The 17,893-nt window shown below is 44.6% G+C and carries 17 protein-coding genes and 1 riboswitch; of the genes, 8 read left to right on the plus strand and 9 right to left on the minus strand.

Annotation, left to right across the window (positions count from 1 at the left end; genetic code table 11):
* Positions 1 to 156 precede the first annotated feature (156 nt).
* Entirely contained in the window at positions 157 to 3,198 is a 3,042-nt protein-coding gene (locus tag ACFSKO_RS03075) for an intermembrane phospholipid transport protein YdbH family protein (RefSeq protein ID WP_380248293.1), read from the minus strand.
* Between the two features lie 227 nt (positions 3,199 to 3,425).
* Between ACFSKO_RS03075 and ACFSKO_RS03080 the strand changes: the two genes are divergently transcribed.
* The 3 genes from ACFSKO_RS03080 to ACFSKO_RS03090 all read left to right on the plus strand — a co-directional run bounded on the left by ACFSKO_RS03080 (position 3,426) and on the right by ACFSKO_RS03090 (position 5,679).
* Positions 3,426 to 4,382, plus strand: a complete 957-nt coding sequence (locus tag ACFSKO_RS03080; protein ID WP_380248295.1) for a PDR/VanB family oxidoreductase — start codon at positions 3,426 to 3,428, stop codon at positions 4,380 to 4,382.
* Between the two features lie 163 nt (positions 4,383 to 4,545).
* The gene (locus ACFSKO_RS03085) at positions 4,546 to 4,710 is read left to right on the plus strand and encodes a DUF3012 domain-containing protein (protein ID WP_380248297.1); all 165 of its coding nucleotides are present in this window, start codon (positions 4,546 to 4,548) and stop codon (positions 4,708 to 4,710) included.
* A 12-nt stretch (positions 4,711 to 4,722) separates the two neighbouring features.
* Positions 4,723 to 5,679 carry an alpha/beta hydrolase gene (locus tag ACFSKO_RS03090; protein WP_380248299.1) on the plus strand — a complete coding sequence of 319 codons (957 nt, stop codon included), beginning with the start codon at positions 4,723 to 4,725 and terminating at the stop codon, positions 5,677 to 5,679.
* A gap of 9 nt (positions 5,680 to 5,688) precedes the next feature.
* On the opposite strand, the gene ACFSKO_RS03095 is transcribed toward ACFSKO_RS03090, so the two are convergent.
* On the minus strand, positions 5,689 to 6,345 hold the full coding sequence (locus ACFSKO_RS03095; protein ID WP_380248301.1) for an O-methyltransferase: 657 nt from the start codon (positions 6,343 to 6,345) through the stop codon (positions 5,689 to 5,691).
* Between the two features lie 161 nt (positions 6,346 to 6,506).
* A riboswitch (cobalamin riboswitch) is annotated at positions 6,507 to 6,739 on the plus strand.
* 142 nt (positions 6,740 to 6,881) lie between these two features.
* On the opposite strand from ACFSKO_RS03095, the gene ACFSKO_RS03100 reads away from it, so the two are divergent.
* The 4 genes from ACFSKO_RS03100 (at position 6,882) to ACFSKO_RS03115 (ending at position 11,107) form a co-directional block, all read left to right on the plus strand.
* The gene (locus ACFSKO_RS03100; RefSeq protein ID WP_380248303.1) at positions 6,882 to 8,132 is read left to right on the plus strand and encodes an aromatic ring-hydroxylating oxygenase subunit alpha; all 1,251 of its coding nucleotides are present in this window, start codon (positions 6,882 to 6,884) and stop codon (positions 8,130 to 8,132) included.
* A gap of 99 nt (positions 8,133 to 8,231) precedes the next feature.
* Entirely contained in the window at positions 8,232 to 9,320 is a 1,089-nt protein-coding gene (locus ACFSKO_RS03105) for an FAD-binding oxidoreductase (protein ID WP_380248305.1), read from the plus strand.
* Positions 9,321 to 9,540: 220 nt separating this feature from the next.
* Positions 9,541 to 10,392, plus strand: a complete 852-nt coding sequence (locus tag ACFSKO_RS03110) for a fumarylacetoacetate hydrolase family protein (RefSeq protein ID WP_380248307.1) — start codon at positions 9,541 to 9,543, stop codon at positions 10,390 to 10,392.
* A 184-nt stretch (positions 10,393 to 10,576) separates the two neighbouring features.
* A complete protein-coding gene (locus ACFSKO_RS03115; protein ID WP_380248309.1) occupies positions 10,577 to 11,107 on the plus strand; it encodes a PAS domain-containing protein in 531 nt (176 codons plus the stop codon).
* A gap of 51 nt (positions 11,108 to 11,158) precedes the next feature.
* Here the strand turns inward: ACFSKO_RS03115 and queF are convergent, their stop codons facing one another.
* From queF to queC, 4 genes are all read right to left on the minus strand, one after another.
* Positions 11,159 to 11,626 carry a preQ(1) synthase gene (queF, locus tag ACFSKO_RS03120; protein WP_380248311.1) on the minus strand — a complete coding sequence of 156 codons (468 nt, stop codon included), beginning with the start codon at positions 11,624 to 11,626 and terminating at the stop codon, positions 11,159 to 11,161.
* A gap of 89 nt (positions 11,627 to 11,715) precedes the next feature.
* Entirely contained in the window at positions 11,716 to 12,504 is a 789-nt protein-coding gene (gene queE / locus ACFSKO_RS03125; protein ID WP_380248313.1) for a 7-carboxy-7-deazaguanine synthase QueE, read from the minus strand.
* Positions 12,501 to 12,857, minus strand: coding sequence for a 6-carboxytetrahydropterin synthase QueD (gene queD, locus ACFSKO_RS03130; RefSeq protein ID WP_380248315.1), 357 nt, complete (start codon positions 12,855 to 12,857; stop codon positions 12,501 to 12,503). Before queD ends, queE begins: the two co-directional genes overlap by 4 nt.
* A gap of 1 nt (position 12,858) precedes the next feature.
* Positions 12,859 to 13,614: a 7-cyano-7-deazaguanine synthase QueC gene (queC, locus tag ACFSKO_RS03135; protein ID WP_380248317.1), complete on the minus strand. Its 756-nt coding sequence runs from the start codon at positions 13,612 to 13,614 to the stop codon at positions 12,859 to 12,861.
* 318 nt (positions 13,615 to 13,932) lie between these two features.
* On the opposite strand from queC, the gene ACFSKO_RS03140 reads away from it, so the two are divergent.
* The gene (locus ACFSKO_RS03140; protein ID WP_380248319.1) at positions 13,933 to 15,384 is read left to right on the plus strand and encodes an NAD-dependent succinate-semialdehyde dehydrogenase; all 1,452 of its coding nucleotides are present in this window, start codon (positions 13,933 to 13,935) and stop codon (positions 15,382 to 15,384) included.
* A 56-nt stretch (positions 15,385 to 15,440) separates the two neighbouring features.
* Here ACFSKO_RS03140 and ACFSKO_RS03145 read toward each other — a convergent pair whose 3' ends face one another.
* From ACFSKO_RS03145 to ACFSKO_RS03155, 3 genes are read right to left on the minus strand one after another with little or no spacing between them, the layout of a single operon-like run.
* Positions 15,441 to 16,220 (minus strand): hypothetical protein, encoded by a 780-nt coding sequence (locus tag ACFSKO_RS03145; protein ID WP_380248321.1) that lies wholly within the window; start codon positions 16,218 to 16,220, stop codon positions 15,441 to 15,443.
* A 9-nt stretch (positions 16,221 to 16,229) separates the two neighbouring features.
* Positions 16,230 to 17,159 (minus strand): esterase/lipase family protein, encoded by a 930-nt coding sequence (locus tag ACFSKO_RS03150; protein WP_380249426.1) that lies wholly within the window; start codon positions 17,157 to 17,159, stop codon positions 16,230 to 16,232.
* 9 nt (positions 17,160 to 17,168) lie between these two features.
* Positions 17,169 to 17,786, minus strand: a complete 618-nt coding sequence (locus ACFSKO_RS03155; RefSeq protein ID WP_380248323.1) for a TetR/AcrR family transcriptional regulator — start codon at positions 17,784 to 17,786, stop codon at positions 17,169 to 17,171.
* Positions 17,787 to 17,893: the final 107 nt, after the last annotated feature.

The following is a 17,893-nucleotide window of genomic DNA, read 5'->3' on the forward strand; positions in this document are numbered from 1 at the left end:
CTTTTGTAAAAGTAATTTTATTCAAGATAACAATAGCCGTCAAAATAAGGCAAAGGAAAGGCGCAATTGGAAACGTCGATATTTTCGCGGACATCAAGGCTTTAAGATAAAGACTTTCTACCATTGTTTTGAGATAAAAAAATTTAAGTTTGAAAATTATCGCTTCTTAATAAAACCAGAAACCAGTCCTTGAGAAATTTTCTGTCCTTGTAAAAACACCTCAAGTAGAGGTTCCACCCGTGTTTCCAAGTTAATGTTAAGTCGAAAAGGATGACCGTCCAGAACATCTTTATTGGCACCACTTATTCCCAGCTTGACCTGAGCAGCTCCGTTAATCGGTTTTTCAATATCTAAAGTCAATTCTGTATAAGAAAAATTCTGTAGTGCTTTAACCAATAGCTCAACTTGTTCGCCACCAGAGGCTAATGCATCAGCTATGACTTGTGATCTAATTTGCAAAATCCCCGGGCCACCTGTCGCCAGATGTCCGCCTTTGATGATAACTTGGTCGCCGACAATCCTGATCGGGACTTGCCCGGAAAGCATACCTGTACCGCTTAAATCTTCTCGGCCAATCAAAGCAAAAAGCTCTTTAACATCCAGCTTATCAACCAAGACTTCAATACTCTGATCCTCTTCAAGAACAAAGAACTTATCGGGCTTTAAGCTGATCAGACCTCCAGTGATATTCACGCCCGCAGTCCGAAGCTCTATAACGGGCTCACCCTTTTCCAGAAAGGCTCCAAATAACAACTCAATATCCGTAATAGGTACACCTGCATCAAGGTTACCAATTTTTAAGCTTTGACCTGGAGGTAAGGCGGGCTCGGTTATACCCTGAAAGAAGAAACGACCGGCCAGATCTTTAACAGGCAAGTCGCTGATAACGGCGTCATTGATATCAACATTGATGTATCCGTGCCCGTCAGGAACCCCCTTTGCCAAGATAACTTCTGCATGCCCCGAAAAAGTACCGTTTTGGACTTTAACATCAGACAATAGAGGAGAGAACGTCGCCGGCTGCACGCCTCCCTCTAAAAATAAAATCTTTGGAATAACAACATCAAAGGTCCCATTGAGGTCTTCAGGGTCAAGCTGCCCCCCAATACTCAGCAGAGTTGCCCCTTTAAGAAGACTGAACTCTGCTTGCAATTTTAACTCTTGCAGCGTGCCTTTACCATTTGCTGAAAATTTCCCCGCTGGTAACGCCAGATCATGATCTTCCGATTTTAAATGCCCACTAACAGTGACCTCAAATGGCATCTCGCCAAAATCGTCCGGCGTTCCTTGCGGCGTAAAGGGCGTTGTGATGATTGACGAAAAGTTCTCCATCCTGATTTTCACATCTGGAATTAAGGCCTCTCCTATCGTCGACTTCATCCGCCATCCTGCCTTATCATTCCCGTTTAGCTCTAATTCAATTGCTGCCAACGAAATTCTTTTGTTAGCCTTTCCAAGCTGTGCGCTTAAATCCTTTACTGTAATTTTGGTATCTATTTTCTTTAAGGAGGCTGCTTCAACTGTCGGAGAGGGTAAAAGCAACGTTGTATTGAACTTTTGCACCAAAAGAGAAACCGCGGATGAGATTTCCATTTGCCCAGGTAGAGACAAAGACGACAGCAAAGCGTTCCCTTTTCGGGCCTCGACCATCAGGCTATTGCTATCCAGTTGGTAAGCCCCATCAAGCAAACCGGAAGAAACTTTTAAAACATTTATTGTGCCATTATTTTTTTGCTCTACCCGTGCACCTTTAACTTCGCCCTGCCATTTTCCGACCCAACCATTGGAACCGTTATGTATAGTATTGAGTTGGAGCTGGGCTTTATCTGCCTTAACCCCTGACATGGTAATTTCTGAGGCGGTAAGTTCGAAGTTTCCTTGTAGTCCATTTAAAAGGTTTTCTCCCAAGCCAACCTCACCAGAAACATCCCCTTGGTAAGAGAGATCAATACCTTCCTGTCCTTTTGCTTTGCCATTTAATTTTAGGGAATAAGGCCGCCCAGCGCTTAATTGAAGGGAAAGTTCACTCTGATCTTTAAAAAATTGTCCAGATACGCCATTTCCGAGTAAATCACCTAGCTCTGAAGGGAGTGATTGATCGCCTTGTAGCCCAGAGATTTCATATCTAACATCTCGATTAAATCCAAGATGCGTGTCCAACCCAGCTTGTTTGATTCTTAGGGGCAGATTACTCTCTAGAGAGACACCCGAGTGCAAAAGAGCCCGCGTCTGTATTTCTAAGGATAAATCAGCCGTGGACCTGTTCAAGTTTTCCAATAGAGGGCCAATTGCTGTACGCCACTTTTTTGGGGATTTATCAACAATGTTAATTTCACCAACACCGTCTAATTTAACTTCCCCCTCAAGCATTTTCACATCAGCCGCATGATCGCCAAGGAAGACGGCAGGTACACTCCCTTTGATGCCGCCAAAGACATTCCAACTTAACCCCGGGCCATCCAAAAACAACGAGGCCGCACCTTCACCTTCGAAACCAAGCTCACGCCAGTTTACATCCCAATCCAACTGCAGATCCGATGATGAAAAAATCGCCCCTAAGTAAAATTCCTCAGGCTCACGATCACCAAGCTTTCCGCCTTCAAAACTAAGCCACCCCTGAACGTCATCTTCCGACGTGCCAATAATTTCAGCTGCTAATGGCAGATAGATTAGCCCTTGCTCCCCTTTAATATTCACCTCGCTATTGGTCAGGTGAAGTTCAGGTCGAAACGGCAACACAGATAAAACAGTAGGCTCTGCACCTTCGCCATCGGAGAACAAAATATCCAACGATCCGAGTAAAGGTCGCTTTCCTGTTACATCAAGTGATAATTTCAAGCGATCAATATTTACCTTTAGAACTCCCCCGCGCCAAAGATCAAAAAGATCAAAATTTAGCTGCAAGCTTTCCAATGAAAATTCTGCGGCATCTCCTGCGGTAAGATCTTCTAGAGCAAATGTATCGTACGAAACATTTGTAACTTTAATTTTAAAGTTTGGAATTCTTGTTTGTTGCGCAACGTATTCAACAAGGTACTGGGCAATCGGGATTCGATAAAAGATCAATGCGCTCCCGAGAAGGAATAACGTCAACCCAAGCCCCAAAATTATCTTAAGTAATTTTCCAGTAAAAACTCTCCCAAAAACCAGAGAGGCAACCGTACTCAATTTTTGCCAATATTTTTTTTCAAAAACCATTTCTCAACACTAACACAAGCAAAACTCGACAAAAGACAAGAAGCTTAAAGGACAGTATTTTATCGATGGAAAGAACAAATACTTACCTCTGTTAACATTATAGAAGAAGCACACAAACAGTTGTCATATTCAAACAAAAGTACCAGTCTGTTAAATAAGCTGGAGTATAAAACCAGCATGAATACGATATAATATAAAAGCGATAACGTGCGGAGAAATTAGAAGCAATGACCCAAAGGATCACCGTCCTAGTTAACGCTATGAAGGACCAGGCCCAAAACATTCGTACTTACGAACTGGTTAGTCCCAGCGGGGAGACACTTCCTCCCTTTACTGCCGGATCACACATTGATGTCTTTCTGGCGAACGGATTGATTAGACAGTATTCACTGTCAAATGCCCCCGAGGAACAACTTCGATATGTCATTGGCGTCCAGAAAGAAGAGAACGGGCGCGGGGGATCAAAGTATCTGCACGACACCGTGAATATTGGAGATGAAATAGAGATCTCTGTGCCGCGCAATCATTTTGAACTCGATGAAAGTGCTCAGAAATACAATCTCATTGGCGGCGGCATCGGTATTACTCCCATTCTGTCCATGGCACGCCGCTTAAAAAGCTTAGGCAAACCTTTTCAACTTTATTACGCATGCCGAAACGAAGGCCGTGCGGCCTTTATGGAAGAACTAAAATCAAGCGAGCTCTCCCCCCACGTGGTAGTGTCTTACGACGATGTACATGGGCCCTTGAAAACCCAAACTTTATTTGGCCCTGTCGAGCCAGAAGTTCAAATATACTGCTGTGGCCCCACGGGACTTATGGACGCCGTAAAATGTGCAACCATAACTTGGCCGAACAATACCGTACATTTTGAACATTTTTCTGCAGACGACAGTACTGGTCCGAAAGAAGACGATGGCAGCTTTGAAATTATCATTCAGAGCACCGGTAAAGTGCTTCATGTCCCTGCAGACAAAAGTATTCTCACAATCCTCGAAGATAATGGTATTTTCGTTGATCACGCCTGTTGTGAAGGCGTGTGCGGCACTTGCGAAACTGGTCTTCTTGAAGGTGACGCCGACCATCGGGACATGATCCTGACCGACGATGAAAAAAAGGAAAATCAAGTATTGATGGTTTGCTGCTCAAGAGCAAAAAGTGCAAGTCTGACACTTGACCTCTAAGTATCCTGAAATTCACCCCTTTGAGGAGATCAGCCTGTAAAAAAACAAGAATTTTTGTAACTAGGTAATATCCCGTGGTGGCCAGATTGAAAAATCTGACTTAGTATAACGGAATATTAATGTACAATTATGTTTACTTAGCCCATTCGAGGCAGGGGGAAATATGACCTATATCAAGCTAGCCCTAGCGGCACTTTTCATTTCAGCACTTACAGCTTGCTCGCCAGAAGTTGGTAGCAAAGAATGGTGTGATGGTTTGAAAGAAAAACCAAAAGGCGACTGGTCTGCTAATGAAGCAACAGATTTCGCCAAGCACTGTATTCTTTAACAGGAATCAAAAATGAGTGATGGGCTGGATTTAGAGCTTCAAGATTTTGTTGCCGCAACAGAAAGCTTCTCGACGCCGGGCGTAACTGATCTTGACGATATCAGGCATAGTTACAACCAGATGTGTTTACACTTCCAGTCCTCTCACCCAGATAATTTAAAAATACTAGAGGGCGCGATCGAAGGGCCGGATGGTGATATTCCGATCCGGGTTTATCGCCCAAAAAATCGTATAGGCCTTCATCCAACCTTGATATATTTCCACGGTGGGGGATGGGTTCTTGGCGACCTTGATAGCCACGATTCCATCACAGCCGATCTTGCTGAGCAAGCGAATGTCCAGGTGATCGCCGTTGATTATCGCTTAGCCCCAGAACATCCATATCCTGCAGCAGTCGATGATTGTTGGGCTGTGTACCAAGCCGTCACAGAGGCTCCAAAAATTTTCGACATAGATATCAATCGCTTGGTGATTGGTGGGGATTCAGCAGGTGGAACCTTAGCTGCGGTAATCACGATGATCGCCCGTGATATCCACTTACTTGGCTTTAATGCTCCCTGGATAAAGGGACAACTTCTTATTTACCCTGCGCTCTCAAGCGAAGTATTGCCTTCTCGCGTTCAACAAGCAGATGCCCCCCTTTTTAGTACGCCTGATCTTAATCTTTTTATCGATTATTATCTTGGTCACCCTGCAACCGAGCAAAACAAACAGGATTTTAAGATCTTTCCAGCACAAGCTGATGATTTTTCCAACCTGCCTCCTGCTTACATCTCTTCGGCTGAGCTTGATCCACTTTCTGATGATGGCCCTGACTTTGTCGACAAACTCAAATCAACTGGCAGTACAGCAAGATCTGTGATTGAGCCCGGCCTCATGCATGGTTGGCTTCGTGCGCGTCATGTTAGCTCCAGGGCAGAGCAAGCTTTTGCGCGAATCGTGCAAGCTCTTAAGGATCTAGCCGCCTAGCAATCATTCCTATTTTTTTCGCACTAAAGTCATGCCGTCAGAAAAGGGCAGCATTGTCATCTCAACCCTTTCGTCTTCTACGATGATTTTATTTAAGGCACGAATGGCCTTAGTAATAGGCTCTGTTACAGAAGCTTTCGCAACATTTCCATACCAAAGCACGTTATCAACGATTAAAAGCCCGCCCGACGATAAAAGCCCCAGACAGGCTTCGTAATAATCAGGATAACGCTCTTTGTCGGCATCTAAAAATATCATATCAAACCGGGCAGCCTTTTGACGCAAGCGCTCTATTTCGGCCAATGCATCGCAGAGCCGCAATTCAATTTTATCCAGCACGCCGGCTTCTAACCAGTAAGCTTCGGCAATATCCGTAAAACGTTTTTGATTATCTAAAGCCATCAAGACACCATCATTCGAGAGTGCCCGCGCCATACATAAACTACTGTATCCAGTAAAAACACCAATCTCTAAAACCGATGTAACCCCAAGAAGCTTGATCAAAAACGCAAGGAGTTGCCCCTGTTCTGGACTGACCTGCATATGTCCAAAACGCATTGCCAGAGTTTCGTTTCTCAAGCGTTCCAACAATTGGTCTTCTCGAACTCCAAAATTGTAAAGATACTCCTGCAATTCATCTGTGATACCAACATGTCGAGAATTCATACAAATAATCCAAATCAATCAAACAAATCACGACCACTTTTACCATAGCAACGACCAATAATTACAGCCATAAACAGTAGTGTCGCAAACGTCGTTCTGCCAGTCGCTTTTTAAGGCGAATCAACTGTGTATTTTAATAAAACTTCTCCTGTCGATAACATAAAATGACAACTCCTCCAGGTGTCACCCAAAAATCAAAATATTAATTTGAGGTGAATAATTGGGAAGTCGGTAAGCGCGATCAAATCTATAGCGCAAATCCGACACTGCCCCCGCAACGGTAGGAGAGGATTAGATTCGCAAAAAACCACTGGGGCTCCCCCTGGGAAGGATGCGAATTGCGGTGATAAGCCTCCTCTCGAGTCCGGAAACCAGCCTGAGGTAAGTCGATAATCGCGGAGGGCGATTGGAACGATATTAAAGCAATAGTCTGTGCTTAAGCACTGCTATCGCCAAGTAGCGTTTCTTTATCTCACCGTAAGCTGCAAGCATAACCCCTAACAAGGGGAGCCAAGAATGGTGAATAGGACCAAGAGATGAGTATATCAACCCACGACAAGATGTTCGATCAGCTCCGGGACAAAAAGCAGAACTATAGTCTTCCCAGAGAGTTTTATAACGATCCAGAGTTTTTTAAACTCGACATGAAGCACATCTTTGGTAAATCCTGGGTTTTTGTAGGCTTGGTTTGCGACATCCCAAAGCCAGGTAATTTTTTTACTCTTTCCATTGGTGATGATCCACTGGTTATTGTCAGAGACGATAACAAAGAAGTTCATGCCATCTATAATACCTGCCGACACAGGGGCTCAAAGGTTTGTCTCGAAGAAAAAGGTCATACCGCTAAACTTGTCTGCCCCTATCACCAATGGACTTACAACCTCGACGGCAATCTTCTTTTTGCCGGCAACATGGATGAAGGTTTTAAGCCAGCCGATTTTCCGCTTAAAAAAGCACATATTGGCATTGCGGGCGGCATGATTTTTGTCAGTCTTGCAGAAAGCCCTCCTCCTTTTGATCATTTTAAAAAAGCCGTTGAACCATTTCTGAAACCTCACGGCTTGGAAAAGGCAAAGGTTGCGCACGAAGTCACCATTCGCGAGCAAGCCAACTGGAAATTGGTGATAGAAAATAATCGTGAGTGCTACCACTGCAACGGCTCCCATCCCGAATTACTTAACACGCTTCTCGAGTTTGATAATACCGATGATCCTCGCGCAACACCTGAATTTAAAAAACTCGTGGCCAAGAAAACCCGTGACTGGGACGCTCAGGGCATTACTCACGAAAGCACCCCTCACAATCTAGAGTATCGTGCTGTTCGTATGCCTCTTGCTGAAGGTTCAGTCTCAATGACAATCGATGGCACCCAGGTTTGCCAAAAACTTATGGGTGACTTGGAAGACCCTGATATGGGTTCCATGCGACTACTACACCTTCCCAACACCTGGAATCATTTTATGGGGGATCACTCTGTAATCTTCCGCGTGATGCCTGTTGGGCCACAAGAAACACTCGTCACGACCAAGTGGATCGTACACGAAGAAGCGGTCGAAGGTGAAGACTACGACATCGAAAAAATGGTCGCAGTCTGGAACGCGACTAATCATCAGGATCGAGAGTTGGCAGAAAATAATCAATTGGGCATTAATTCAAAAGCTTACCAACCAGGTCCTTACGCAGAGAGTGCAGAGTTTGGTGTAATCAATTTCATCAATTGGTACAGCTCCGACATGTTGGGCAAGCTGTTTGATCCCGAAAGATTAAAAGCCATCGCCAGCCAGTAGTAGCTTCTGCACTCAAACACACAAACCGTTAATAACAAGGTCGCACTTAAGTGCGACCGCATGAGTATGCCGAAAAGGCATGAATTGGGAATTCAACAAATGGCTGTCAAACAGGCAATCAGAGAACTTAACACAACAACACAATGGGATAGTCACTCACAGATGCTTGAATGCGTGATGATCCTGCAAGATACTCACGATGTGAAGACATTCTGCTTTCAAACGAATGACAGCAGCTGGTTCCGTTATCTGCCAGGGCAGTTTATTACTCTTGAGCTGGAGATTGATGGCAAGCCCGTGTTGAGAACCTATACACTATCCTCAAGCCCTTCTCGTCCGCTTTCCATTTCAATTACCGTTAAAGCGACAAAAGGTGGTTACGTCTCCAACTGGCTTCATGCAAACCTTAAAGAAGGCGATAAAATCAAGGCTCATGGTCCTGCGGGTCTCTTTACCTTGCATGACTATATGGCTGAAAAATACCTTTTCATTTCTGGCGGTGCAGGCATCACCCCGACCCTTTCAATGACGCGTTGGCTTTTCGATTACGGCAACCACACCGATGTCCATTTCATCCATTGCGCCCGGACACCATCGGACATCATTGCCCGTCAGGAGCTGGAGAGTATGAGTGCACGGGTTGGTGACATTAAGGTCGCATTTGTCTGCGAAGAGCCTGATCCTTATGGCAGCTGGACGGGCTATACAGGTCGAGTCAACCAGTTGATGTTAGAGCTGATTTCATCCGATTATCAAGAACGTGAAATTTTCTGCTGTGGCCCTGCACCTTTTATGCAAGCCGTACGCGACATCCTAAATACTGCTGGCTTCGACATGGATCATTACCACGAGGAAAGTTTTGATTCTCCGATTATCGAAGAGGAAGATCGCCCAGACCACGATGACGTTATTATTGATGATGACGCCAAGTCTTCTGTGACGTTTAGCAAGTCAAAAAAAGATACCCGGGTCAAAGAATCCGACACCATCTTAACCGCCGCCAAAAAAACAGGCCTGCATATTCCAAGTGCCTGTCAGTTCGGTGTTTGCGGGACCTGTAAGGTCAAAAAGATCTCCGGTGACGTTCATATGATGCACAACGGTGGAATCACTCAGGAGCAAATCGACGATGGCTACGTCCTTGCCTGTTGTTCTAATCCTCTTGGAGATGTTGTCATTGACTTTTAAAGCGGTAAGCCCCCCATAAAGGCAGTTTATTAGAGCAGGGGGTAATATCTCCAACCCCTGCTCTACTCTTTAGTTCCTATACGTCACAGGTATTTGTCAGACACAAAACATCCTTCTTGTCGCCAAAAACCCTATTACTGGCTAAAATATTTCAGAATCTGGAAATAACAGACACTGGCAATAATAGGCTTTATTTTAAAAACATTGGGATTTGAAACAGATGAAATTACTGCGTTATGGCCCAGTTGGACAGGAAAAACCTGGACTACTTGATTCAGAAAATAACATCCGAGATCTCTCTCTTATCATTTCAGACATCAACGGATCGACCATCGATGATGCCACACTCACACGACTACGTTCTCATGATCCACAACGGCTCCCCCTTGTTAAGGGCGTGCCCAGAATTGGTCCCTGCATTAACGGCGTAAACAAAATCATTTGTATCGGCTTAAACTATCACGATCACGCCACAGAAGTTGGTGCTAAACCAACACCTGAACCACGCATTTTTATGAAAGCTAATTCGTCCATCTGTGGTCCAAATGATAACGTAGAAATTCCACGTGGCTCCCAGAAAACTGATTGGGAAGTTGAGCTGGCCATCGTGATTGGCAAAAAAGCAAAGTATGTTGATGAAACCTCTGCTATTGACCATATCGCAGGGTACTGCCTGGCAAATGATGTTTCTGAAAGGGACTATCAAATGCACAGGTCGGGACAATGGGTAAAAGGGAAGAGTCATGACACCTTCTGCCCCATTGGCCCCTGGTTAGTAACAAAAGACGAAATTAAAGACCCACACAACCTCAAAATTTGGTTAGAAGTCGACGGTGTACGACATCAAAATGGAACCACTGGCAACCTCGTTCATAAGATCCCAACAATTGTCAGTCACCTAAGTCACTTTATGACACTCGTTCCTGGCGACCTTATTTTAACTGGTACGCCCGCAGGGGTCGGCATGGGTATTAAGCCTGAACCAATCTTTCTAAAGCCAGGAATGATAATGGAACTCGGCGTTGAAGGACTTGGAATTCAAAAACAAATGACAATTTCATCTGATTACTAGTTACTGTTGAATACACTTCCATGGTCGCTCTATTTATCAATCAGTGGATGTAAAATGCACAATTCACGCATAATACACTTCCGTTTTGGCACTAAATCATTAAAGATCGTCTGGACTTCAAGATTTAATCTATAGATTAACAGCCCAATTCATGGGCAGGTAAAAGAATTGTGGCCTAGACAGCATGACAAAACTAAAGCTGCTCCACTCCTACTGGTGCGCAAAAAAGGAACTCAATGCTTTCCCTTCCAGGAAAGATATTGACCCCCTTGATTTCTCATATGTGCTCGGAGACGTTTCTTTGATTGATGTTATACAAAACGAAGAACACAAAACTCCACGATTCAATGTTAGGCTTCTCGGCAGTAATATTCAAACGAGAGTAGGTAGCGCTTTAATCAACAAGAACATCGAAGAGTTTCCTGAACAGGACTCACTCAATAAAATGAAGATTGCCTACCAGAATGTCCTTAGAACCAAAGAGCCTGTTGCCTATCCCAGCTTATTCACGATAGGTGAAAAAAAGGAGGCTTACATCTGTTGTATATGGCCGCTGTCCAGTGACGGAGATAACATTGACATGTTATTGTGTTGTCGTGAAAAAGTAGCCGAAGAAAAGCTCATTCCCAACCGTACAGAACGACTTAATCAGCACCCAACCTGGCCGTATCAGGGCTGGGCCCAAAACCAACTACTCAACCAACTTGAGTGTTAAAACAAAAGCCTCTGGAAGAACAAAGTTTTTTGTTTTAATCACTTCAAAAAATTAACCACGGCCACGGTAGGGTGGCACACCCTGATCCGGAATCCAAATACCTTCCGGTGTTGGGCCAGATTGATAAAAAACATCAATCGGAATACCACCCCGAGGATACCAATAACCTCCAATACGAAGCCACTTTGGATCAAGAAGCTCTTCAATTCGTTTGCCAATAGAAACAGTGCAATCTTCATGGAAAGCACCGTGATTACGGAAAGAACCAAGGAAAAGCTTCAGCGACTTACTCTCAACCAGCCAATCACCGGGAACATAGTCGATCATGAGGTGAGCAAAATCAGGTTGGCCAGTAATCGGACAGAGGGATGTAAATTCTGGTGCCGTAAAGCGCACTACGTAACCAGATCCTTTTTGTGGATTAGGCACGCGTTCCATAACGGCCTCTTCCGGCGTTAAAGGTAATTTACTGTCCCCACCCAATTGGGTCAGGTTTGCATAAATATTTTCTTCAGTCATATCGACCAAGCTCCGTTATTAAGAGCAGCCATCTGCTTAATCAGATGGCTGAATTATCAATTACATCATTTAGATTAATCTTTTCGCGATCAAACACCGCGTTCATTTCCCCAGATCAACACATGAAGCTGAGGAAGAACCGTAACCTCAAACCATCCATCATCAACAACCTTGTCGATCAACCACCGCATACGATCCATGACCCCTTTGATATCAATCACAGGCTCTTCTTCTTCGACAGTTCCTGGAGTATGATTTCCTGGCTGCAAGAACATTTTCAATTGCGGATGACGTTGATGAACCTTTTTTGCATAGGCATAGTCTTCATCATCGAAAATCACAATTTTCATAATTGTTTCAGTGTCAGGTCCAGCGGCGGCAACACATTCAGAAAGAATTTCCCAGTTGGTTTCCATCTCCGAGGATGGTGGTTTCGGGCTCAGCGTTAAATTATCTAATTTTGAAAACCAGTCTTTTGCCACAGAACCCTGTGTCTCAAGCGCGAACTTGAATCCCTGTTCATGCCCCATATCAATAAGACAACCTAAGGGTTGTATCGCAGGATTCCCACCTGAGAGAGAAACCAAGAGAGGCTTCCCACCGGATAAATCCGCAACTTCATCCATGATCGCCGATGCAGACATCGGTTTCCATTTATCACGAAAACTTGAATCAACGGCATAGAGTGTGTCGCACCACGTACAACGATAATCACAGCCCCCCATGCGAACAAAGACTGTCGGAACACCTGTGAGCGCTCCCTCTCCTTGAATGGTGGGTCCGAAAATTTCACTCACCCGAATAGTTCGTGCATTCGGTAATTCGTTGCTAAAGCGCTTCATCCCAGATGCGTTGTCGTTAGAGGCACCCTTAATCATGGCCTATACTCTGCCCATGTCTTGGGCGTCTCACTAATGCGCATCGCTGTTACTTCTGGCCAACGCACAAACGACCAATCAAAGAGATGTTTGGCCAATCGTTCTGCCGTAACCATCTCATCACCTAGAACTTCGTTTAGATGACGATGATCAAGAACGTTATCAATGTACTTTTTCAAATCGCCAAGTTCGAGATAATCACGAACAAACCCAGCTTCATTTAGAGTTTCACCGGAAAGCTCAATCTCAACGATATAGTTATGACCATGGAGCCGGGAACAAGGATGCCCTTCGGGTACGCCCATAAGCTGGTGAGAGGCAGAGAATGCAAATTGTTTGGAAATCCGATACATACTATCCCTCCTTTGCTTTTTCGACAGCTTCGAGCCAATAATCCGGATCTTCATAAACCGTTGGATCCTCAACACCAGAGATATGGAAAGCTTCGCGGCGCTCCACACACGTTCCACAACGACCACAATGGTGTTCGTGACCCTTATAGCAAGACCAAGTCTCCTCAAAAGGAACCTTAAGGCGTGCACCTTCAGCTGCAATATCACTTTTGGGGATGTGTACGAAAGGCGTGTAAAGTTTTACGGCAGCATATCCGTCAAGGGCATGACGCTGCATCTCTTCAAAAGAATCAATGAACGTTGGCCGACAATCCGGATAAATAAAATGATCCCCACCGTGTACTGCAGCGGCGACAGCATCAGCTTGTTCAGCAGCAGCCGCACCGAAAGCTATCGCGAGCATAATCGCGTTACGATTAGGAACAACAGTCACTTTCATAGTCTCTTCCGCGTAATGTCCATCAGGGACATCGAGATCATCAGTTAAGGCAGACCCAGAAAGCAAAGCACCAACGTTGGCAATGTCTATAATGTTATGTGGAACCCCCAAGCGCTCGGCGCAAAGACGGGCATAATCGAGTTCTTTCTTATGACGTTGTCCGTAGTCGAAAGATATCAGGCGTGTTAACTCAGCTTCCGCAGCAACCTTGTGCGCAAGCGTAACTGAGTCTAAGCCACCTGAACAGATGACGAGTGTTTTCATACATTCCAATCCTTGTTTTTCTACCGGGTAGGCTGCGACCGGGGAGCCCGACATTGCGCTGATGGCTCCAGTTTCACTTAGGTAGCGCGAGTTTGATATAGCCTAGTGTAACACAAAAGCAAAGCGCTCTCGTAATTCCATAAAGGAAAGGCACCTATGCATTTATGCCTCAAATTTATAATCATTGATGAACTATTCCTCTTATCACGGTTAAAAATCATGCCTTAACATGCAATAAAATAGTTTGATTGCCTCTCTTTTCAGAGCTTGCTATCACAATTACGAGCACTAAATAATCATACTGGGCCGTTGTCCTCGGCAATAGGCTGTGCCTATGATGCCTTTCTTCCCCTTCTTTCTCGTGAGGCCACTATGGAACTTAAAGACCCTTCGTTGTTGCGGAATAAATGCTATATTGATGGCACATGGGCGGATGCAGACAGTGGAGAAACCTTTGCTGTTACTAATCCTGCAAATGGCGACATCATTACCTCTGTCCCCAAAATGGGTGAATCAGAGACCAAACGTGCAATTGATGCCGCACAGACAGCTTTTGGCCCCTGGAAAGATAGAACCGCAAAAGAGCGTTCTCAAATCATGCGTAAATGGTTTGAGTTGATTATGGCCAATCAGGAAGATCTGGCTTTGCTCATGACCTTGGAACAAGGGAAACCTTTAGCTGAAGCCATGGGTGAAGTGGCCTACGGGGCCAGTTTTGTCGAATGGTTTGCAGAAGAATGTAAACGTATCTATGGCGACACCATCCCTGAACATCTTCCCGGACGTCGCCTTATCGTAAACAAAGAACCCATTGGTGTAGTTGCAGCTATTACCCCTTGGAATTTTCCCATTGCCATGATCACACGCAAATGCGCGCCAGCAATTGCGGCGGGCTGTACGGTGGTAATCAAACCTGCTGAAGACACCCCTCTCAGCGCCTTTGCACTAGCGGAACTTGCCGAACGGGCAGGTATTCCAAAAGGGGTCATGAATATCGTCTCTGGCATTCCCCAGCAAATCGGCAAAGCCCTGACCGAGAGTAAAATTGTCCGTAAACTTACTTTCACAGGGTCCACTCCTGTTGGAAAACTCTTGATGAAGCAATGTGCTGATACCGTTAAAAAAACTTCGATGGAACTTGGTGGTAATGCGCCCTTTATCGTTTTCGAAGATGCCGATCTTGATGCCGCCGTCGAGGGCGCAATGATGAGCAAATTCCGTAATGCAGGTCAAACCTGTGTGTGCTCTAACCGTATTCTCGTACAAGAAGGTGTTTATGATGCCTTTGCCAAGAAACTCGTTGAAAAGGTTGCAGCTCTTAAGGTTGCTCCCGGCACTGAAGAAGGTGCTCAACAAGGCCCGCTCATTAACGCAGCAGCCTCCAGCAAAGTAAGCGAGTTGATAAACGACGCCGTTAGCAAGGGTGCAAAAACCATTATTGGCGGAAATCCCCATGATCTTGGCGGTACCTTCTTTGAACCAACGGTAATTACCGGTGTCACCGATGAGATGCGCGTGTTCAGCGAGGAAATTTTTGGTCCCGTTGCTCCGCTCTACAAATTCAAAACTGAAGAAGAAGCAGTGAAGATGGCAAATGACACACCATTTGGCCTTGCTGCATACTTCTATAGCCGTGATATCGGAAGAGTATGGCGTGTTTCTCGCGCACTTGAATATGGTATTGTTGGTATCAATGAAGGCATTATCTCCAACGAAGTTGCTCCGTTCGGCGGCGTTAAGGAAAGTGGAGTCGGTCGCGAAGGCTCAAAGTACGGTATGGAAGATTTCCTTGAAATCAAATACCTCTGTATGGGCGGAATTTAACTCCCCTTAGAACATTACTTATTAATCAAAAAGGAGCCTTAACGGGCTCCTTTTTGCTATAGCTTTAATACAAGTACCGTTTTATCGGAAAGCATTTTCACAACCATATAGACCGCCAGGGCAGCAACCAAATGTTTAAGACTATGCCCACTTAAAGCTGTTTCAAAAAATTGATAAACCTCTGCGTCGAAAAACTCCAATCCCTTGGCGGTAGTATACCAAACATACATCCAAATCAGATACCTCACCGGTGTTAAGTTAAATCTTGGATATAACCAGCAAATCAAAGGCAAAACCACCAAAGGATAAAACTGAACCAAAACGTATGGACGCAGATCCCCAACACCTTGAATTTCGGTCTGCCGCCAATAAAGTAAAGACACAACGCCGAATAACACCATTACCCACAATGCCTTACCTGAGAATAGAACATGCACACGATCGGCAAGTATTCCGGCAAAAAGTGACATAAAGGCAATTGTCATTGGCAAACGATCCCAAAACAGGCGATCATTATCTGGAACTTCATGATAATACGCAGAGCCTGGGGCAACAAAAGCCACTGCAATAAAGAACAGTAAAAATGGGCTCATCTGCCAGAAATTATCAAACCGTCCTCCCTGCCACAGAGCTTTCAATTTGACCAAACCAATCAATCCGACCAGCAGAAATCCACCGTTTGAAATAACATCTCCAAAATTTGCCACCCCCAAACAACTACGCGTATCGGCAAAAATATGATAGGCAGGATCCTGAGGAATAGGTGAGGCAAGCAATAACGCCGCCGAAAGCACGACCAAACTCACAACCAGCATCAGACTTCGTTTTTCCAACATATGACTTACTTAAAGCCCAAGATTTCCTACTTGAATGTAATTCAAAGCAGCAGAAATAACCTCTGTTTGGTTACACATGGAAGAGTGTAAACCTGGTAATACAATAAAGTCGTCACATCCAGAAAGCTTAGCTTCCGCAACAGTTACAACGCCATCATCATCTCCCACTAACAACGGGTTATAGCCCCGGCCATCAGATTTACCACCGGCAATGATCCCCAACTCGCATAAAGGCACGGGAAGAGTCTGTGCGATATCCGGTACCAACTCCTGCCCCGATTTCCCATAGATAAGCTGATATAGCATTCTTTGTTTTATATATTCGGCGACAATCGAACCTTGATTCGGTGGCGCAATCATCACGATCCGACCCAATGCTGTATGTGTCTTCCATTTATTTTCAAGGCTGAGTAATTCACGCACAATCAAGCCTCCCATGGAGTGGGTAACAAACGACACCTTTCTGACATCAGGTCTTCTGTTAAGAAGTTGATCCAACTGATTCGCATGATCTTGGATGTAAGCGCGCGTCGAAGGGTAAGTTATGGCAGCAACTTCCAATCCCTGTGCAGCAAATATAGGCTTCATTCTGGTAAATGTGTCTCCAGAACGGGTAATCCCATGAACCATAAGGACGAGATGAATCCCCCCCTCTTTGGGATCGATAGGTGCGTTTATTTGTTCCTCAGCTTTAATTTTTTTAAAAACGCCCAAACAATCTTCATAACCTCCCCAAGCATAACGCATATCATCGGGGGCCAATAACCGGGAATGACCGCTGAAGAGATTTGATTGTATACGCCATCCCGCATATACAAAATCATCACGCCAAAGCTGTTTCCCACCCAAGGTTGGCATCTGGAAATTAAGAGGCGCACTTTGTTCAAATCGAAGATTTTCAGTGGCGTAAGACATGCCTTGTCTAAAGTATTTTACCATATCCACTATTCAGCCCCTCCCCACTGAAGGAGAAAGTTTGAGACCATTTAAAAATTGACTTACAAGCAGTCGACAAAGTTCTAACGGGTTAGCGTCTGAGATAACATTCAGTTTGTTGCTGTCAGTAAGAGACACAATCCCATGCAGTCCTGCCCATAGGGTTGCTGAGGATTTCCTTAAACTAACCGGATCTCTGCCTTTGAAGTACGGCCTTAAAGTATCGTCCAGTAAAGCGAGTAACTTTTCAACACGCGCACCATACCAATCAGGTAAATCACAACCCATTATTGCTCTATGATCAAAGAGGGTACGCCATAAGTTTCTCTTTGCTTCTACAAACTCAAGATATCCACGTAAGAGCATGTCAAAGTTATCTTCAACAGACCCATCTTTATTGATATTAGCCAATGCCAAATACAATTCATCAAGCGTTCTCGCATTAAGTTGCAACACTAGATCATCCAGATTCGAAAATATATTGTAGATTGTACCTGGAGAATAACCGATAGCAGTACCGATCTTCCTCATACTCAAGGATGAATAACCCTCTTGTTCAACAAGATGACGCGCAGCTTCCAAAATCATTTCTTTAAGTTCTTCGTGATTATGATCAACACGCCGTGCCATTATAGTTCCCCAATTATGTGCTTAACAGCACAATAGTGAACACCGTTCAAAATACAAAAAAAATAAATGCCACCAAATAATCTTCAGATGACATCTATTTTTAAAAC

It is taken from the genome of Kiloniella antarctica (genome assembly GCF_042682825.1).
GTDB lineage: Bacteria > Pseudomonadota > Alphaproteobacteria > Kiloniellales > Kiloniellaceae > Kiloniella > Kiloniella antarctica.